An 18,851-nucleotide genomic window follows, 5' to 3' on the forward strand; every position below is an offset into this window, starting at 1 on the left:
AGAAATGAACGATTAATGGGTGAAATCATCCGATAAAGAAAGTAAAATTACGTCTAAAAATGACGATATTAATAATTTTTGCTATGGAGCCCGCCATGCATCCGACCGTTGAGAAGGTGACACAGAGAATTATTGAGCGCAGTCGTGCCAGCCGGCAGGACTACCTCAACCGCATGAATGAACTCAAGGCCCAGTCGCCGCACCGGAGTTCGCTCTCCTGCGGCAACCTGGCCCATGGCTTCGCCGCCTGTAATCAGGGGGACAAGGACACCCTGAAGTTCATGAACAAAGCGAACGTGGCCATGGTTACCGCCTACAACGATATGCTTTCGGCCCATCAGCCTTATGAAAAGTTCCCGGATGTGATTCGTGAAGCGGCCCGTGGTATGGGATCAGTTGCTCAGGTTGCCGGAGGCACCCCGGCCATGTGTGATGGGGTGACCCAGGGGCAGCCCGGTATGGAGCTGAGTCTGTTTTCCCGGGATACCATCGCCATGAGTACAGCGGTGGCCCTGAGCCACAACATGTTTGATGCCACGGTGCTGTTGGGTATTTGTGACAAGATCGTGCCGGGCCTGCTGATTGGCTCCCTGAGCTTTGGCTACCTGCCGACCATCCTGGTGCCTGCTGGCCCGATGCCGTCGGGGCTTCCCAACAAAGAGAAGCAGCGGATTCGCCAGTTGTATGCAGAAGGCAAGGTGGGTAAGGACGAACTGCTTGAGGCCGAGAGCAAGTCCTATCACAGCCCGGGAACCTGTACTTTCTATGGTACCGCCAACAGTAATCAGTTACTGGTGGAAGTGATGGGGCTGCATCTGCCGGGATCGGCTTTTGTTAATCCGAATACGCCGCTGCGTGACCAGCTCACCCGTGCCGCCACGGAGCAGGTCATCAAACTGTCCAAACCCCACGGCGGTGAACTTGGTCTGGGGGACATGGTTGACGAGAAGAGCATTGTGAATGCCCTCGTGGCGTTGCTGGTGACCGGTGGCTCCACCAACCACACCATTCACTGGATCGCCATTGCCCGGGCGGCGGGCATTATTATCGACTGGAACGATTACGCAGAGCTGTCCTCCGTTGTTCCATCGATGACCCGCATTTATCCCAACGGTCAGGAAGATGTAAACGCGTTCCATGAGGCGGGTGGCACGCCGTTCCTGATTCGTGAGCTGCTCGACGCCGGTTACCTTCACAACGATGTGGAAACGGTCGTAGGGCATGGTCTTGAGCGTTATACCCAGATGCCGGAACTTGAAGACGATAAACTGGTCTGGCGCCCAGCTCCGGAAAAAAGCCTGCTGCCTGAGGTACTCAGTTCCGCAGCGGAACCGTTTGCGCCGGATGGCGGCCTGAGGGTATTGGATGGCAACCTCGGTCGGGGCGTCATCAAAGTGTCCGCCGTCGCCCGGGAACATCGGACGGTGGAGGCACCGGCCGTTGTGTTCAATGACCAGAACGAGCTGAAAGCAGCGTTTGAGGCGGGTGATCTGGACAAGGATTGCGTGGTGATTGTCCGCTTCCAGGGGCCAAAATCCAACGGCATGCCTGAGCTCCACAAGCTGACGCCGTACCTCGGGGTCCTGCAGGATCGGGGATTCAAGGTCGGCCTGGTGACCGATGGCCGCATGTCTGGAGCCTCCGGTAAAGTGCCTGCGGCCATTCACGTTTACCCCGAAGCACTGGATGGTGGTCCACTGGCCCGGGTCAGGGATGGTGACCTGGTCTGCCTGGACGCCGAAAGAGGCAGGCTGTCCATCGAAGTGGATCAACAGGAATTTGCCGCCCGTGAGTCTGTAAAAGCGGATCTGACCGGGTATCATCATGGGTACGGTCGGGAGTTGTTTGGCTGGATGCGTCGCGCAGCCGGCAATCCCGAGGAAGGAGCCAGCTTTTTCTGGAATCATGAGGCATGACAGCAACAGATTATTCACTGGTAGGGGACATTGGTGGCACCAATGCCAGGTTTGCTCTTGTGCGTTCCGGCGAGGTCCAGCCGGAAGCCGTAGAGGTTCTTGCCTGCTCCGACTACGACAACCTTGACTCTGCCGTGACCGACTATCTTCAGCGGTCCGGAGTGGAGAAAGTGCAGGATGTTTGCCTGGCAGTGGCTTCTCCGGTTTCAGGCACCCAGATAAGGATGACCAATAACCACTGGCGTTTTGACAGTGAGGACGTTCGGCGCCAGTTTGGCTGGCGTGCGTTCAAGGTTATCAATGATTTCACTGCCATGGCTCTGGGGGTTCCCCATGTACCTGGTGATAAGTTGATCCATGTCTGTGGTGGTCCGGGGGATGCCCGCCGACCGCGCCTGGTGATCGGTCCTGGAACGGGACTGGGGGTCTCCGGCCTGGTGCCGCTGCAGCACGGCTGGGTTCCGCTGATGACCGAAGGCGGTCACGTGGATTTTGCCCCGACGGACGATGCCGAGATGGCGATACTGCGGATACTCAAAGCCAGGTTTGGTCGTGTATCTGTTGAACGGATTCTGTGCGGCCAGGGGCTGCTGAATCTTTACCAGGCCCACGCCGAGATACAGGGCTTGGCAGCGCCACTGGATGCGCCGGAGAAAATAACGGCAGCAGCGCTGGAACAGACGGACTCGCTTGCGCGACAGACCCTCCGTCATTTCTGTGAAATTCTGGGCCGTGTTGCTGGCAACGGCGTGCTGACTCTGGGCAGTACTGGTGGTGTCTACCTGTGTGGCGGCATTCTTCCGCGTTTCATCGATTTTTTCCTGGAAAGTCCATTCCAGAAAGGCTTCGAGGACAAGGGTCGTATGCGGCCTCTGTTGGAGGCAACACCGGTATACGTGGTCACTGAAGGCTATACCGGTCTGCTGGGCGCCGCGGAAGCCCTGACAAATCCGGAAGTGTAGGGTGTAAACGCCGTCGCAACGCTGCGACGGCGCTACTCAGAGGTAATGTACCAGCTCATCCTTGCTGAATCGGTACTGGCGGTTGTAAACCCCTTTGTCAGAACGCTTCCCCGCCGCCAGTACCATGGTTACCAGCCCCTTTTCCGGCAGCTTGAGCAGTCGCCGCACCCGGCATTCATCGAACCCTTCCATGGGGCAGGAATCGTAACCGTGGGCTCTGAGCGCCAGCATCAGGTTCTCGGCAGCAAGGGCGGTTGACTTGGTCGCCCAGACCTTCATTTCGTTGATAGAGTAGGGCCCCCTTGGAACCGGCCGCGAGAGCCCAACGAACAGCCCTGCCGTCTTCTTGGCAATCCCCAGGAGTCCAAATGGGCCCTGGTTGTAATGAATAGGGGCGATTTTCGAATAATACTTTTCCACAATCCCCGGCAGTTTTTCTTCAGGCCATTGCTCCAATGCCATACGCGAATGCTGGCGCCAGGTGTCGGTGCGGGCAACCACCACAATCAGCACCGGGGCGGTTTTCGCGGCATTCTGACCAAGACAGGCCTCGGCGAGACGGTCCTTGAGTTCGGGGGTTCTGACAACGAAGAATTCCCAGGGCTGCAGGTTGCTGGAGTTGGGCGCCAGCATGGCCAGGTCCAGGCAATCGTCCAGCACATGCTGCGGCACCGGCTCATCGGTAAAACGACGAACCGAGCGCCGGCTGCGGACCACTTTGCGGAACTCGTCCAGAGTTGGATTCGGTCCAATGTCAGACTTGGCATTCATAGCGGCCGTCCTTTTAGTCAGGGTGGAAATGGCGGTTTTGTTGGATATGCGAGAGCAGGCTTTAAGGTGACGGTAACCGGATGGTTATGCAAGAGTCTGTTAGTCCTGCCGCGGTGAACCAGTCAAAAGGGGCTGGCAATCTCCCTGGAGGGCTAGCTCTTGTTTTTCGAAGGGACTATTCTGGAGATACAAAGTGTCGAGAACACCTGTGCCTATTACACAACTATCATAACGAGCAGTGTTCCCCTTTTATGGAATTCTTAATTTCCCAGTTTGCCCGCTCATTGTCGGGCGCCGAAAACCTTGAGCAGCTGACCCGCCCCATTCTCGAGCTGTTGCAGCGAATTACCGGACTCGAATCGACCTATCTCACAGTGATTGATGAATCGAAAGGCATTCAAACGATTCTTTTTTCAGACAACTCCGGGAGTATCAACTTGCCTGAGGGAATGGAGGTGCCCTGGGCGGATACTTTGTGCAAGCGTGCAATGGATGAACGGAGATTCTTTACTGATGATGTTGAAAAAATCTGGGGTGACTCCGAGGCTGCACGGGAACTGGGCCTGAAGACTTATCTATCTGTCCCTGTTAATAATCTTGATGGGAGCATCTACGGCACCCTTTGTGGCGCTAGCAGTCATTCTTCAACAGTGGATCCGGAAATACTGGATGTACTGGAGCTCTGTTCCGAACTGATTGCCTACCAGATTGCCAGGGATGCAGTGGCCAGGGATTCGGTCCGGCGAGCGCGCAGGGCCGAGAAAAAGCTGGAGTCATTGTCGCTGATTGCTGAAATCGGCGAGCTGTGTTTCCGGTCGTATACGCTTGATTCCGCCCTGATCGATGCCGCCGGCTTGCTCGAAAAAAGCGGAGAGTGGGTAAGGGCGGTGCCTTTTGTCCAGACCGCGCAAGGAGTCGATGTTCTGGTTGATGGTGGTGACGCGTGGCTGGGCAGGATCCGCGAGGTGGTCGCCCTGATCCCGCTGACGGATTCGCTGAATGGCAGTGCTCACCCTGATCCGTTCATCAGTGCCTATGAAGTGGAAATATTGGAAAGTCTCCAGTCAGAGGCAGGCTTGTCGAGCGGTGCCAGCGCCGCTCTGGTCAGCGTGGAGACGGGTGCCCGCCGGGTGGCGGGAATTTTCCTGATTCAGGAAAAGGCGCTCACCGAACCGGAGAATAACCGTCAGGTTATCATCAGTTGTTCCAATTATCTGTCTCTGCTGGCCGATCGGTTGGAGTATCTCACTCAACTTGAACGTGCCAATCAGGAACTCGTTGTCTACGCTCTCCATGATCCTCTGACCGGGCTTGCTAATCGTCGTTACCTGGTGGAGGAGCTTGCGCGAATGCTGGTCGCTGCGGAGCGTAATGGCAGCTGTGTTTATGTTGCCTTTATCGATCTGGATGGATTCAAGTACATTAACGACCAGCATGGGCACGACGCAGGCGATCACCTTCTCAAGGGCATCGCAACGCGCTTGCGGGAGGCGACTCGTGGAGGGGACCTGGTCAGTCGTTACGGTGGTGACGAATTTGTGGTGTTGTCATCGGCAGGAGCCGAGGAGGAGTCATCGGGACTGGAAGCTTTCCTTGACAGACTCAGATCAGTAACGACCGGCCAGTTCATTTTGCCGGAATTGACACTGGATTATGGCGGCGCGAGCGTGGGCGGTGTTGCCAGTCAGCCCGGGGAAAGGGATCCGGATAAGCTGTTGGCAAGAGCGGACGAGGCCATGTATGTCATTAAAAAAGCCAGGAAGCAGTCGTGACTGAGCCATACTCCTCTCTCTCGTTTGACGAGTTAGTTGCCCGGGTACGCCAATGCACACTGTGCTCGGAGCACTTGCCACTAGGCCCGCGGCCGGTGATTCAGCTGAGCGAATCCTCCAGGATACTGGTGGTTGGGCAGGCACCGGGCCGGCGGGTTCATGAAACCGGGTTGCCGTTCAATGACCCCAGCGGGGATCGTCTCCGCAACTGGATGGGCATTAGCCGGGACGTATTCTACGATGAGAGCAAGCTGGCGATATTGCCCATGGGGTTCTGTTACCCGGGTACCGGTAAGTCCGGTGATCTCCCACCGCGCCCCGAATGTGCGCCAGCCTGGCGAGAGGCACTGCTGGCCAGGTTGAAACACATAGAGCTGACACTGGTCATCGGGCAGTATGCCCATGCCTGGCATTTGTCGGACCCCAAAAAGTCAGTGACCGACAATGTGAAGGACTGGAAAAAAGACTGGCCGAGAGTGTTGCCGCTGCCCCATCCCAGCCCCCGAAACAATATGTGGCTGCGGCGCAGTCCCTGGTTTGAACAGGACGTCATTCCTCAGCTTCAGAGACGGGTTCAGCAGATACTCCAGTGCTGAGTTTGAGGTAGGAAGTCAGTTCCCTGACGTCATCGGTTGTGGCGTAAAGGCCCTGCTTGGTCCGGCGCCACAGGATATCTTCTGCCGTTATGGCCCATTCCCCGGACACCAGGTAATCCACTTCGTTCTGGTAAAGGTTGCCGGTAAACCGTCTGCCCAGGGATTCCAGATCAGTCGCTCCATTCACAACCTGGTGAGTGCGTGTACCGTAGGTTCTCACATAGCGGTTTAAGAGTTCTTCAGGCAGCCATGGCCACCGGGACTCCAGCTGTTCAGCCAGAGCGGCCTGGTCAGTAAAGTCACCACCCGGCAGTACGGCGTTCCGGGTCCAGGCCTGCCCGGTTTCCGGAAAGAACTGGCACAGTTTGTCGGTGGCTGCTTCGGCGAGTTTGCGATAAGTGGTGATCTTGCCGCCGAATACCGAAATAACCGGCGCGTTTTCATCAGACGCATCCACCTCGAACGAATAGTCACGGCTGGCTTTCTGGGCCGGTTGTTGTTCGTCGTCCATCAACGGTCGAACGCCGGAATAGGACCAGACCACATCCTTTGTCGTCAATTGGTGTTTAAAGTGGGCGTTTACGATATCCAGAAGATAGTGGGTTTCTTCCGTTGAAATGGTTGCCTTGCGTGGATCCCCTTCATATTCCACATCGGTCGTGCCGATCAATGAAAAATGATCCTCGTAGGGAATCACGAAGACGATACGGTCGTCTTCATTCTGCAGAATGTAGGCCTCGGTATCCTTGTTCAGGCGCGGCACCACAATATGGCTGCCTTTGACCATGCGGATCATCCGCGGGGAGGGCATGGAGAACGCGTCACTGAACAGACGGCTGACCCAGGGGCCAGAGGCATTGACGACGGCCCGGGCGGAGATGGTCCGGGTTGTGCCGTTGGTTGTGTTTTCCAGCGTAACGCGCCACTGGTCGTTCCCCCGGTCGGCGCGGATGCACTTGGTCCGGGTGAGTATGGTTGCCCCGCACTCCTGTGCTTTAAGGGCAGTCAGAACCACCAGGCGAGCATCGTCCACCCATCCGTCCGAATACTCGAATCCCCGGGTGATTTCAGGTTTCAGGGGGCTGTTGGCGTCGAATCGGATGGAACGGGAGCCTGGGAGGAGTTCGCGTTTGGCCAGATGGTCATACAGGAAAAGGCCAGTGCGAATCATCCAGGCAGGGCGCAGGTGCTCCCGGTAGGGCAGGCGAAAGCGCATGGGCCACATGATATGCGGCGAATTCTTCAGCAGTGCTTCACGCTCGGCCAGAGCCTCGCGTACCAGTCTGAATTCGTAGTGCTCCAGGTATCGCAGCCCTCCGTGAATGAGTTTGCTGCTGTTGGAGGACGTGGCCGAGGCGAGATCGTTCATCTCGCACAGCAAGACCTTCAAGCCACGACCGGCAGCGTCCATGGCGATACCCGTGCCATTAACGCCGCCGCCCACAACGACGACATCGTAATCTGTCTGTAGTGCTTTCATTATCCGGTCGTTCCCTGGCACATCTACTCGTTAATTCACCTGAGTATAACGCTGTTGATCAACAGTAACGATGCCCCTTGTATCAGGCGACAGCCGTTTTGCGAACGGATTCAAGAAGACGGTACCAGAGAGGGCGGGGCAGAGAGCACTGGGTGCCGCGAGTGGCGGAATGGATCCTGTCAGGGTTCATGGACCCGAGCACCGGCACCGGTGATCCGGGAAGCTGGTGCAGCCAGGCAATGGCCAGTGCGGTTTCATCCAGTCCGGTTTCCTCGCGCGCGCTGTCGAGCAGGTCGGCGGGAATCCGCTCCGCCAGGTTACCGCCACCCAGCGGGGACCAGGCCAGCCAGCGCATCCCGTCAGTAAGGTGAGCTTCCAGTGTGCCATCGAACAGTGGATCAGTGTGCGCAATGGACAACTGGCTTTGGTTGCACACCAATGGCAGGTCGGTGTTCCGGGCCAGCCATCGCCACTGTTCCGGCAGGAAGTTGGACACGCCAATCTGGCGTACCTTCCCCGCTGATACCGCATTTTCCAGTACCCGGGCTACGTCCTCAGCCTGCAGCAACGGGTCGGGCCGATGGATCAGAAAGGTATCAAGCTGCTCCACGGCCAGTGACCCCAGGGCCTTGTCGATCGCGTTCGCCAGGTAGCCGGCTTCTGCCTGGTAATGTTTCACCTGCCACGGTGAGCTGTCCTGGCCAGCCGGCACGATACCCGCTTTGGTGATAACGCGAACCCGTTTGGCCAGGGTCGGGTGCGCCCGCAGTGCGTCACCGAACAGCCTTTCACATTCGCCGGTGCCGTAGATGTCGGCGTGGTCGAACACATTCAGCCCTTCATCCACGCGTGCTGATAGCCAATCGGCCAGCTTTGCCGGTTGGGTGAGCTCGGGATGATCGTGGAGTCGCATCATTCCCAGAATCAATGGGATATCCGCTGTGAATGCTTCTGTTGGGGCGCTTTGCACGGTTACTCCTTACCAAAGGCGATGACCACGCGGTCGTCACCATGGGTTCTTGAAAAGACGTAGGGTTCGGTGCTGAGGCGTTTGTGTTTGCCCGCGCCAATGGCCGGATGGCGCGCCCGGAACTGCCCCAGTTTTTTCCAGTGGGACAAGACAGGTGTGGCCTTGCCGTTATCAATATCGGCCCAGTTCATATCCGAACGGGTTCCCTGATGGCCGTCTGAACCGGTGGGCCCGAAGCGTCGACCGGTCTCATCCCCGTAGAAGATCTGGCTGGTTCCCGGTGTGAACAGCAGGGCGCTGGCTGCCCGCTTTTGCAAGACGGGGTCGTTATCGGCAATGCGGCTGAATAACTGGGTGTCGTGGGATGAGATGTAGCTCATTACGTTGAATGGCCGGTCGCTATTCATCGTCTTTGCGTAATCGCTGTAGATGTCCTCCATCTCGGGCAGACAGGCGGCACCGTCACGGGCTTCTTCCTGCAGGTCAAAGTTGATCACTGCATCGAAGCCGGAATCAAAGTAGCTGCTGCGGGTGACGGTGTGCGGGAAAACCTCGGCCACCATCCAGAAATCCTCTGCTGGCAGCGCTTGCCCGGGATTGTTGTTGCGATAGGTCGCCAGCGCTTTCTGGGCCTCGGCTTTCAGTTCCTGCCAGGCTTCCGGCTCCACGTGCTTGGCGGTGTCTACCCGGAAACCATCAACGCCGAATTCGCGCACCCACTCCGTCAGCCAGGTAATCAGGTAATCCCGCACGGTGGCATCATCGAGCTGTCGGGCAAGGGTGTTCTCTTTATTTTGGAGGAACACCGGCAGGTCCACGGCTTTGTCGGATGCAGTCTTGAAGTCTGGCAGGAAGGCCAGCGAGCCGCGTACCGGGTCGATGGAGGCATTCGGCGGTGTATCATAGTCCCCGATGCCGGCGCGGACCCAGTCCTTGCCCCACCAGTTGCGCCAGTCCGGGTGATCATAGTCGATCAGGGCGTGGTAGGCGTGGAAATCCTCCCAGGACTCTGGTTGCCAGTGGCCCCACGATTCCGGTAAGTGTTTCTCGAAGCCTTCGCGCAGCCCGCCGAAGTTGAAGGTTTGCATATCCTGAAGCGTGGCATAGCCGGGGTGGTTCATGACTACATCCATGACCACTCGAATGCCGCGGGCGTGGGCTTGTTCAACCAGGGCGCGGAATTCCTCGCGAGTTCCAAAGTTTGCGTCCGGGCGGGTAAAGTCCCGGGCGTAGTAACCGTGATAGCCATAGTGTTGGAAATCCCCCCGGTCGCCACCGCCAACCCAGCCGTGAATCTGCTCGAAGGGTGGAGTGATCCAGATAGCGTTGACGCCCAGCTCGTCGAGGTAATCCAGCTTTTCGGTCAGGCCCGCGAAGTCGCCGCCGTGGAAGGTGCCGATTTCGTCCATGCCGTCGGGTTTGCGGCCATAGTTCCAATCATTATCGGTGCGGCCGTTGGCGAATCGGTCGGTCACGGTAAAGTAAACAGTGGCACCGGCCCAGTTGAAGCTTTGTTCCGGGGCGTTGGCGGCCTCAATCAGTAACAGGCCTTCGGCTTCCGGGGCGGGTGTCAGGGTGACTTCACCATTTTGCACCTGGGCCCTTTCGCCACTGTAGAAGTCCCGCACCCAATCGCCGTCGGCGAAAACCTCACCCACCGAAACCGTCATCTCGGACTGGGTGGGAGTGCACAGGCGGTCACTGGTTGACGGGGTCCGGTTGTCTGAGGGTGGGGCAGCTGTTTCAAGCTGGCCGCCAGCGCAGCCGGCAAGGGAGAGGCAGGTCACAAGGCTGGCGGTTAACCTGAGTTTTTTCGGGTATGGTTTCATGCAATGGGCTCCGGTTCCGTTTATTGTTGTGGTACCGCAATCAAACCAGACTTGAAGGAAGGGGGGTAGACGGAATTTAGTACGCCTTACTACTCCCCCGTTCTACGCCTCAGTGAATGAAATCAGGGCTGATGCCAGCAACGGCAAATTGCAACACAGTTCGGTTACTCGCAATAGAAAGATTTGCGTTAAGCCCGTCCGGCCAACCTCGTGCCAGGGCGGACAACAAGAATAAGGCTAGAACAAGCAGAGGAATAACCTGATGAATCGTCGAACTTTTATCCGCAGCACGCTCGCCGCTTCCATTGTGGCAGCAACTTTTGGTCTGTCCGCTCCTGCCCACGCCGAGATCGAGGAAGGTAAGCTTCTGATCTGGATCAATGGCGACAAGGGCTACGACGGCCTGCAGGACGTGGGTGATTGGTTTACTGAGGAAACGGGCATCCCCGTTGAAGTGGCACACCCGGACAGCGCCACCGACAAGTTCCAGCAGTCTGCCGCCACCGGCAATGGCCCGGACATCTTTATCTGGGCACATGACCGCTTTGGCGAATGGGCTCAGAGCGGCATTATCTCTGAGGTCAAGCCGTCGCAGGGAGTCATCGATGACAATTTCGATTTCACCTGGGATGCGGTGACTGTCGATGGCAAGATGTATGGTTACCCCATGGCGGTCGAATCTATCGGCCTGATCTACAACAAGGATCTGGTGCCCGAGCCGCCGAAGGCGTTTGAGGACATCCCAGCCATCCACAAGCAGCTTGCGGAAGACGCCAAGCGCGCCATTCTTTGGGACTACAACAACACCTACTTCACCTGGCCGATGCTTGCTGCAGCTGGTGGTTACATCTTCGATCAGAATGAAGATGGTAGCTACGATGTGAAAGATACCGGTGTTAACAACGAAGGTGCCCTGAAAGGCGCCAACATGCTGGCCACGCTCATTGAAGAAGGCGTAATGCCCCGAGGTGCGGACTACAGCGCCATGGAATCCGGCTTCAACAAGGGCGAAGTTGCGATGATGATCAACGGCCCCTGGGCGTGGGGCAACCTGGAGAAAAGCGGTATCAATTTTGGCGTTACCACTCTGCCGACGGTTGATGGCCAGCCAAGCAAGCCAATGGTGGGTGTCATGGCGGCAACGCTGAATTCCGCAAGCCCGAACGAGGCCCTGGCCGTTGAGTTCCTGGAAAGCTACGCGCTGTCGGTCAAGGGGCTGAAGATGGTGAATGACGACGTGCCTCTGGGTGCCGTGGCCAACAAGGAATTCATGGACGAGCTGTCGTCTGACCCGAATATTGCAGCAACCTTCGAAAATGCCGAACTGGGTGAGCCCATGCCAAGTGTTCCCGCCATGGGCGCGTTCTGGTCATCCATGGGGCCGGCTCTACAGAACATCACTTCTGGAAGACAATCCGTTGAGGATGCCCTGAACTCCGCAGCACAGCGCATTACCCGGTAATGCCTCAACCGGATGCGCCGTCAGCCGCCGGGCTGGCGGTGTTTCGGGTTGTGCTGACCTGTTGTTGAAAATCTGCCACCGCCGATCGTGGCGACGGCTTTAAACGGGCTGACTACAATGATTACGGAATCCCTGTCCTCCTACGGACCCGAAAACAGACTTCCAATGATGCGAACAATTCTGAAGTGGAGCGCTCTGGCCGCATTCGTGGGAATGGCGCTCTACCTGATACTGGCGCTCTACGCCCAGCAGGAATTTGTGTTTGCGATGCTGTTCCTGGTGCTGACGGCATCAGCGATATTTGTCTTTGTACACAAAAAGCTTTACGCCCACCGCTACATCTTTCCCGCTGTGGCCGGCATGGGGCTGTTCGTTATTTTCCCGCTGATGTACACCGTAGGTATTGGTTTTACCAACTACAGTGCCAGTAATCTCCTGAGCTTCGAGCAGGTGCAGGATAACCTGCTGGACCGGACCTATCAGTCCGGTTCCATCCGCTATGATTACGGCCTTTACGAAACCGATGCCGGTTATGTGATTTACCTGGAAGGTGAGCACCAGGACCTGGTCACAGCACCTCTTGAGCTGGACGGTTCGGAAGCAAGCGTGCCTGTGCTGCCTGCTTCAGTGAAGCCGGCAGGAGACCCGTTAGGTATGCGGGATATCATTCAGCTCAGATCGGAGCTGTCGCAACTGGATCTGCTGACCGAAGACGGCCGTGCGCTGAGCATGGCCAGCCTGCGTGCGTTTGCAGCCATTAAAGACCAGTTCACATTGCACGACAATGGCAGCATTACCAACAATCAGACGGACGTGACCTATTTCCCGGATCATGACGCCGGCTTTTACCGCAGTGCGGACGGCGAGACCCTGTCGCCGGGGTGGACCGTGAACATTGGTTGGGACAACTATCTGAAGGTCGTTTCCGATCCAACGATTCGCGGGCCGTTTTTCGAGATCTTCGTGTGGACGCTCTCCTTTGCGGTGGCAACGGTGGTGTTTACCCTGGCGCTTGGCCTGCTGTTGGCCAACCTGCTGCAGTGGGACCAGATCCGTGGCAAAGGTTTCTACCGCACCATGCTGATCCTGCCTTATGCCGTCCCGGCATTCATTTCAATCCTGGTATTCAAGGGCCTGTTCAACCAGAACTTCGGTGAAATCAACCTGGTGCTGGAAGGACTGTTCGGAATGCGTCCGGACTGGTTCAGCGACCCGGCACTGGCCCGCACGATGATTCTGATCGTGAATACCTGGCTCGGCTATCCCTACATGATGCTGCTCTGTATGGGCCTGCTGCAGGCGATTCCACGGGATCTTTATGAGGCATCCGCCATGGATGGGGCAGGGCCGGTGAACAACCTGTTCAATGTCACTCTGCCGCTGATTATCAAGCCACTGATGCCGCTGTTGATCGCAAGCTTCGCGTTCAATTTCAACAACTTCGTCCTGATCGCCCTGTTGACCGGTGGTGCGCCCGATATTATCGGCGCCAGCACACCCGCAGGCACCACAGACCTGCTGGTGAGTTACACCTACCGCATTGCGTTCCAGGATTCCGGACAGAACTTTGGCCTGGCGGCTGCCATCGCCACAGCCATCTTCCTGGTGGTTGGCGCCCTGTCGCTGATCAACCTGAAACTGTCCAAAGTCAAAGTATAAGGAGCTACCCATGGCGATGGTTCAACCCCGCTCCACCAAATATCGCGTTCTGGCGTCCCATCTCGGGATGCTCGGATTCATCGTGATCATTCTCTTTCCACTGCTGATGGTGATTTCCATCTCCTTCCGCAGCGGTAACTTTGCGTCCGGCAGCCTGCTGCCGGAGAATCCTTCCCTTGAGCACTGGTACCTGGCGCTTGGTATACCTTATACCGGCGAAGACGGTACCGTGACCCAACCACCGTTTCCGGTGCTGTTGTGGCTGTGGAACTCGATCAAGATTGCGGTGGTTTCGGCAGTACTGATCCTGGCGTTGTCCACCACCAGCGCCTACGCCTTCGCCCGCATGCGGTTCGCGGGCAAGGGTTTTGTGCTCAAGTCCATGCTGATCTTCCAGATGTTTCCGCCGGTGTTGTCCCTGGTGGCACTGTATGCCCTGTTTGACAAGATCGGCAATCACGTCAGCTGGTTGGGGCTCAATACCCACGGGGCGGTGATTGTTGCTTCCCTGGGGGGCATGGCGCTGCATATCTGGACGATCAAAGGCTACTTCGATTCCATCGACCGCTCCCTGGAGGAGGCGGCCATTGTGGACGGGGCGACCACCTGGCAGGCGTTCCGCTACATACTTCTGCCGTTGTCCGTGCCGATCCTGGTGGTGGTGTTCATCCTGGCGTTCATCATGACCATCATGGAGTACCCGATGGCGTCGGTACTGCTGGTCGATACCGACAAGCTGACGCTGGCGGTGGGTGCGCAGCAGTATCTCTATGAGCAGAACTATTTGTGGGGCGATTTCGCAGCGGCGGCGGTGCTTTCCGGCCTGCCTATTACTGTCATTTTCCTCTATTGCCAGAAATGGATTGTCGGCGGTTTGACCGCCGGTGGCGTCAAGGGATAATGCCGTTGTTCTGCTGGTTTCTCTGAAGTCTCTCTCCCAGGCCATGACGGAAGATCCCGCATGGCCTTTCCGCGATCCCTGCGTCTTCCAGCGTTAACTTTCGCGACCCGGTCAGGCTGAATCCCCCCTGCTGACCGGGCTTTTTTATGGCCAAAAAAAGGGGGCTGTTGCAGCCCCCTGGAATGGTGTCAGTAAGGTTCAGAAATCTATGCAAGGTTCCTGGAACAGGCGGGGGCAGGCACTGCCATCCTGACGGAACAGGTGGCACTTGTTGGCATTCATGCCCAACGTAACCGGTGTGCGTTCCTGTACCGGGTTGCCGCCATCAGTCCGCATGGTAATGACACCTTCCACGTTATTCATGACCAGGTGCACCAGCGTCTGATACCCAAGGCGCTCGACCACGTGAACTTCACCTTCCAGGTACATGTCTGCCTCCTGGTTTTCGCTCAGGTGTTCCGGGCGGATACCCAGGGTAACTGTTTCGCCCTCGGTGAGTTCTGATCCGTTTACCGGCAGCTCCAGGTGATGGTTGCCCGGTAATACCACAGTCGCTGACTGGCTGGTCGCAGATGCCACCGTGCAGTCGATGAAGTTCATTTTTGGTGAGCCGATAAACCCGGCAACAAAGCGTGTTGCAGGGTAGTGGTACAGCTCCATGGGCCTGCCGACCTGGGCAATGGCGCCGTTGTCCAGGGCAACGATCTTGTCGGCCATGGTCATGGCCTCCACCTGATCGTGAGTCACATAGATCATGGTCGCGCCCAGGCGCTTGTGCAGTCGGGAAATTTCGATGCGCATTTGAACACGCAACGACGCATCAAGGTTGGACAGCGGCTCATCGAACAGGAATACCGCCGGCTCGCGAACAATGGTGCGGCCAATGGCAACGCGCTGGCGTTGGCCGCCGGACAGGTCCTTGGGTCTGCGTTCAAGCAGCTTGTCCAGCTGTAGCAGATTTGCCGCATCCTGGACGCGGCGTTTGATTTCGGTCTTATTGGTCTTGGCGAGCTTAAGACCGAATGCCATGTTCTCCGCCACGTCCATATGCGGGTAGAGAGCATAGGACTGGAATACCATGCCCACTTCCCGTTCTTTTGGAGGAAGGTTGTTTACCCGGTCGTTGCCAATGTACATGTCGCCTGAAGTAATATCTTCCAGTCCTGCGACCATTCGCAACAGAGTGGATTTGCCGCAGCCCGACGGGCCAACAAAGACCACGAATTCACCGTCTTCAATATCCAGGTTTACATTGCGTGTGACCTGGATGTCGTCATAACTTTTGCAGATATTGCGTAAGGTCACGCTGGCCATAACTAGCCTCTTCTTGTTTGATCTGTGTAATGCTATCTCAGCCCCGGGCGATGTCCACGCCCCAGGCCTCAAGTTGCAGTTTCTGTCCACGCCACTGGCCACCGACGAAGTCCGGGGTTCCTGCCACCTGGGCACTTCCTGACGGGAGGTGGATTGTCACCGGATTGTCGCTGAGGTTCAGGGCAATAAACAGGGTTTCACCCTCATAGCTGCGGGAATACAGCAGAGTGTCCTCAGGCGACTTATGGAACTTTATGTCGCCTTTGAGCAGGACCGGTTGGTTTCGTCGCCAACCCAGGAACGAACGGTAGGCCTCGAGCACCGATTGCTCATCTTCATCCTGAAGAGCGACTGCCGCGCTGTAATGATTTTCATAAACCGGCAACCAGGGTTGGGCATCGGAGAATCCCCCGTGGGCTTTCTGATCGTGCCAGAGCATTGGTGTACGGCAACCGTCCCGGCCTTTGTACTCCGGCCAGAAATTGATTCCGTAGGGATCGACCAGATCCTCATAGGCCAGTTCGGCCTCGGGCAGTCCCAGCTCCTCTCCCTGATAAATGCATACACTGCCGCGGAGGGTCAGCAGCATGGTCATGTAAGCTTTCAGCTGTTGGTCGGTCCTGGCGTCCCAGCGGGTGGTAACCCGGGTCACGTCATGGTTGCCGATTGCCCAGCAGGGCCATCCGTCCGTGAGCTTGTCTTCAATGGTGTTGATCGTCTTTCTGAAAAAGTCCGCACCGTGCTGTTCAGTCAGCAAGTCGAACGAGTAGGCCATGTGGAGTTTGTCACCGTCACTGGTGTAGTCCGCCATGGTCTGTAGCGAATGGTCGTCTCCGATTTCGCCGACGGTGGTTGTGCCTGGGTATTGGTCGAGTAACGCACGCAGTCGCCTGAGGAAATCCAGGTTTTCCGGCTGGGTCTTGTCGTACTTGTGGAACTGATACGCGTATGGATTCTCCTGGCGAACGCCGATGGAGCCTTCCGCGACGGATACACTGGGCGGATTGTCTCTCAACTTGCTGTCATGGAAGCAGAAGTTAATGGCATCAAGGCGGAAACCGTCGACGCCTCGGTCGAGCCAGAACTGCACATCCGAAAGCACCTGATCCTGAACTTCCGGGTTGTGGAAGTTCAAATCGGGCTGGCTGGCCAGGAAGTTGTGCAGATAGTACTGTTTGCGTCGACTGTCCCACGCCCAGGCCGGGCCACCAAAAACAGACAACCAGTTGTTTGGTTCTGTACCGTCGTCTTTCGGGTCTGCCCATACATACCAGTCTGCCTTGGGGTTGTCCCGGCTGGCGCGACTTTCCACAAACCACGGATGCTGATCGGAGGAATGGCTGAGGACCTGATCGATCATGATCTTCAGGCCACGTTTGTGGGCTTCGTCAATCAGGGTGTCGAAGTCTTCCAGGGTGCCAAAGATCGGGTCGACGTTACGGTAGTCGGCCACGTCGTAGCCGAAGTCTTTCATTGGCGATGTGAAGAACGGTGACAGCCAGATCCCATCCACATTCAGGCTGGCGATATAGTCCAGCTTGGCAGTGACACCGGGCAGATCGCCGATACCATCACCGTTCGAGTCGTAGAAGCTGCGTGGATACACTTGATAGATGACGGCGCCGCGCCACCAGTCCGGGTTCCTGATCATTTTTCCTCGCTTACACCCTGATGGTGAAAATTATTATTTACTCCGTATCCGTTCCATAGTGCGTTGGGGCTGGCAAGCGTTCATCCTCCTGTCCGACTTTTTGTTGGCGTAGATGGGGGGAGGAGGGGGGAGTAGTAGGGGGAGGCTGACCGGACACCCGAAACTGACCGGCCAGTTCCGGGAAACTTAAGCGTCCGGTTTCCGTCCGGCGAGGGTCGCCAACAATACGCTGGCAACGGCTGAAAACACCAGTGCGCCGAGGAAGGGGGGCAGGGTCGGAATAGCACCGGGGAAACTGGCTGCCTCCAGGCCGGCGATCAGGGTTCCACCGCCAATCCAGCCGGGCAGAATGGCGCCGACCAGTCCGGCCAGCCCACCACCGACGGCCGCAGTTGTCGACATTCTTTTCCACAGACCCATGAGTACCGGAATTACGGCAGTTGCACATAGTAAATCGGCGATCAGGAACAGTCGGAGGACCGAGATGCCCTGCAGTGCCACCAGCACCACCGGAATCATCAGTAACACGGTGATCCAGCGTGCGGAGGTCAGAGACAAACCTTTCTTTTCGGTGACGGCCAGCGAGGCCAGGGCATTCTGCAGGGTATCCACCGATGACGCGACCAGGGTCAGCGCCAGCACCAGCGCCGGAATGGTCAGCCAGGCCGGTGCGCCCGCCAGCATGGCGAAGAAAGGAATGGGGGGTGAACCCAGGTCGGTGCCGCTCATGGCCGCTGCGATCCCCAGGGACCCGACCACAACCACCACGGCAATGGTGATGATGCCGCCAAAGAACGCGCCGCGCTGCAGGGACGAGGTATCTCGGGCGGACCAGAGACGTTGCCAATACCCTTGATGAAACAGATTGGCTGCGGTGACCGCGATGACCAGGGTCAGCGCCACTCCGAGCGCGCTGGCCACCGGTACAGAAGGCGCGGATGCCATGCTCACTTCCGGCAGCCTGTCCGCTGCCACCATGCCCACGATACCAAGCAGGGCAATCAGCAGAAATGCCTGCCACTGATCGGTAACGATGCTGGCTCGCAACCCTCCCCAGGCGGTATAGATCAGTGTGGCGATAGCCACTCCGACGACGGCAACGTTACCGTTGATCTCAGAGAGCAAAGAGGTGATGGCGCCAATGGCCGTCAACTCCGCGGTCAGGAAGCAGAGCATGTACAGAACGGATATCAGGGATACATAGCGACGAACGGTCTGGCCGTAACAGGCATCGGCAAACTCGCCGATACTGCGGCCCTGCGGCAGTAAGCGCCGGATTGCCGGACCACAAAAAGCAAATACGATGAACGGCAGCGCGGCCCCCAGTGCGTAACCGGCCAGCGCCAGGGGGCCGACCAGGGCGCCAACCTCGGGGGGAGCGAACAGTATCCAGCCGCCCATGCCTGACGCCAGGAAGCTGAAGCCCAGGGCCCGTGCGCCCTGGGAGTTCCTCGCGGTGACAAAGTCATCCAGACCGCCATCCGCCAGTCTTGCCCGAACACCGAGCCAGGTGAACAGAATGAGGGCGACTGCTATTGCCGCTGCGGTTGTGTAAAACATTCGGTTTT

The 18,851-nt window shown here is 57.4% G+C and carries 14 protein-coding genes; 7 read left to right on the plus strand and 7 right to left on the minus strand.

Annotated elements, in window-relative coordinates:
• Window positions 1–95 precede the first annotated feature (95 nt).
• Together edd and Q0Y21_RS07875 are read left to right on the plus strand one after the other, a co-directional pair.
• Window positions 96–1,916, plus strand: a complete 1,821-nt coding sequence (gene edd, locus Q0Y21_RS07870; RefSeq protein ID WP_297793463.1) for a phosphogluconate dehydratase — start codon at window positions 96–98, stop codon at window positions 1,914–1,916.
• The gene (locus tag Q0Y21_RS07875) at window positions 1,913–2,878 is read left to right on the plus strand and encodes a glucokinase (protein ID WP_297793464.1); all 966 of its coding nucleotides are present in this window, start codon (window positions 1,913–1,915) and stop codon (window positions 2,876–2,878) included. Before edd ends, Q0Y21_RS07875 begins: the two co-directional genes overlap by 4 nt.
• Before the next feature lie 36 nt (window positions 2,879–2,914).
• On the opposite strand, the gene Q0Y21_RS07880 is transcribed toward Q0Y21_RS07875, so the two are convergent.
• The gene (locus tag Q0Y21_RS07880) at window positions 2,915–3,649 is read right to left on the minus strand and encodes a nitroreductase family protein (protein ID WP_297793465.1); all 735 of its coding nucleotides are present in this window, start codon (window positions 3,647–3,649) and stop codon (window positions 2,915–2,917) included.
• A gap of 251 nt (window positions 3,650–3,900) precedes the next feature.
• Between Q0Y21_RS07880 and Q0Y21_RS07885 the strand changes: the two genes are divergently transcribed.
• Window positions 3,901–5,421, plus strand: a complete 1,521-nt coding sequence (locus Q0Y21_RS07885) for a sensor domain-containing diguanylate cyclase (protein ID WP_297793467.1) — start codon at window positions 3,901–3,903, stop codon at window positions 5,419–5,421.
• Complete coding sequence (locus Q0Y21_RS07890; RefSeq protein WP_297793470.1) at window positions 5,418–6,017, plus strand: uracil-DNA glycosylase family protein; 600 nt, start codon at window positions 5,418–5,420, stop codon at window positions 6,015–6,017. The genes Q0Y21_RS07885 and Q0Y21_RS07890 overlap by 4 nt, the downstream gene beginning before the upstream one ends.
• On the opposite strand, the gene glpD is transcribed toward Q0Y21_RS07890, so the two are convergent.
• The 3 genes from glpD to Q0Y21_RS07905 form a co-directional block, all read right to left on the minus strand.
• The gene (gene glpD, locus Q0Y21_RS07895) at window positions 5,971–7,497 is read right to left on the minus strand and encodes a glycerol-3-phosphate dehydrogenase (RefSeq protein WP_297793473.1); all 1,527 of its coding nucleotides are present in this window, start codon (window positions 7,495–7,497) and stop codon (window positions 5,971–5,973) included. The genes Q0Y21_RS07890 and glpD overlap by 47 nt on opposite strands.
• 82 nt (window positions 7,498–7,579) lie before the next feature.
• Complete coding sequence (locus Q0Y21_RS07900) at window positions 7,580–8,467, minus strand: aldo/keto reductase (protein WP_297793475.1); 888 nt, start codon at window positions 8,465–8,467, stop codon at window positions 7,580–7,582.
• 2 nt (window positions 8,468–8,469) lie between these two features.
• Window positions 8,470–10,296 carry an alpha-amylase gene (locus tag Q0Y21_RS07905; RefSeq protein WP_297793478.1) on the minus strand — a complete coding sequence of 609 codons (1,827 nt, stop codon included), beginning with the start codon at window positions 10,294–10,296 and terminating at the stop codon, window positions 8,470–8,472.
• Window positions 10,297–10,558: 262 nt separating this feature from the next.
• Here Q0Y21_RS07905 and malE point away from each other — a divergent pair, with 262 nt between their 5' ends.
• From malE to malG, 3 genes are all read left to right on the plus strand, one after another.
• Window positions 10,559–11,758 carry a maltose/maltodextrin ABC transporter substrate-binding protein MalE gene (gene malE, locus Q0Y21_RS07910; protein WP_297793480.1) on the plus strand — a complete coding sequence of 400 codons (1,200 nt, stop codon included), beginning with the start codon at window positions 10,559–10,561 and terminating at the stop codon, window positions 11,756–11,758.
• A gap of 165 nt (window positions 11,759–11,923) precedes the next feature.
• Window positions 11,924–13,417: a maltose ABC transporter permease MalF gene (malF, locus tag Q0Y21_RS07915; RefSeq protein WP_297793483.1), complete on the plus strand. Its 1,494-nt coding sequence runs from the start codon at window positions 11,924–11,926 to the stop codon at window positions 13,415–13,417.
• A gap of 10 nt (window positions 13,418–13,427) precedes the next feature.
• Window positions 13,428–14,318, plus strand: coding sequence for a maltose ABC transporter permease MalG (gene malG, locus Q0Y21_RS07920; protein ID WP_297793485.1), 891 nt, complete (start codon window positions 13,428–13,430; stop codon window positions 14,316–14,318).
• A gap of 198 nt (window positions 14,319–14,516) precedes the next feature.
• On the opposite strand, the gene malK is transcribed toward malG, so the two are convergent.
• From malK to Q0Y21_RS07935, 3 genes are all read right to left on the minus strand, one after another.
• Window positions 14,517–15,632, minus strand: a complete 1,116-nt coding sequence (gene malK / locus Q0Y21_RS07925; RefSeq protein WP_297793488.1) for a maltose/maltodextrin ABC transporter ATP-binding protein MalK — start codon at window positions 15,630–15,632, stop codon at window positions 14,517–14,519.
• A 37-nt stretch (window positions 15,633–15,669) separates the two neighbouring features.
• Window positions 15,670–17,283: an alpha-glucosidase family protein gene (locus Q0Y21_RS07930; protein WP_297793490.1), complete on the minus strand. Its 1,614-nt coding sequence runs from the start codon at window positions 17,281–17,283 to the stop codon at window positions 15,670–15,672.
• 186 nt (window positions 17,284–17,469) lie between these two features.
• Window positions 17,470–18,843, minus strand: a complete 1,374-nt coding sequence (locus tag Q0Y21_RS07935) for a sodium:solute symporter (protein WP_297793494.1) — start codon at window positions 18,841–18,843, stop codon at window positions 17,470–17,472.
• Window positions 18,844–18,851: the final 8 nt, after the last annotated feature.

It is taken from the genome of uncultured Marinobacter sp. (assembly GCF_947259545.1).
Classification (GTDB): domain Bacteria; phylum Pseudomonadota; class Gammaproteobacteria; order Pseudomonadales; family Oleiphilaceae; genus Marinobacter.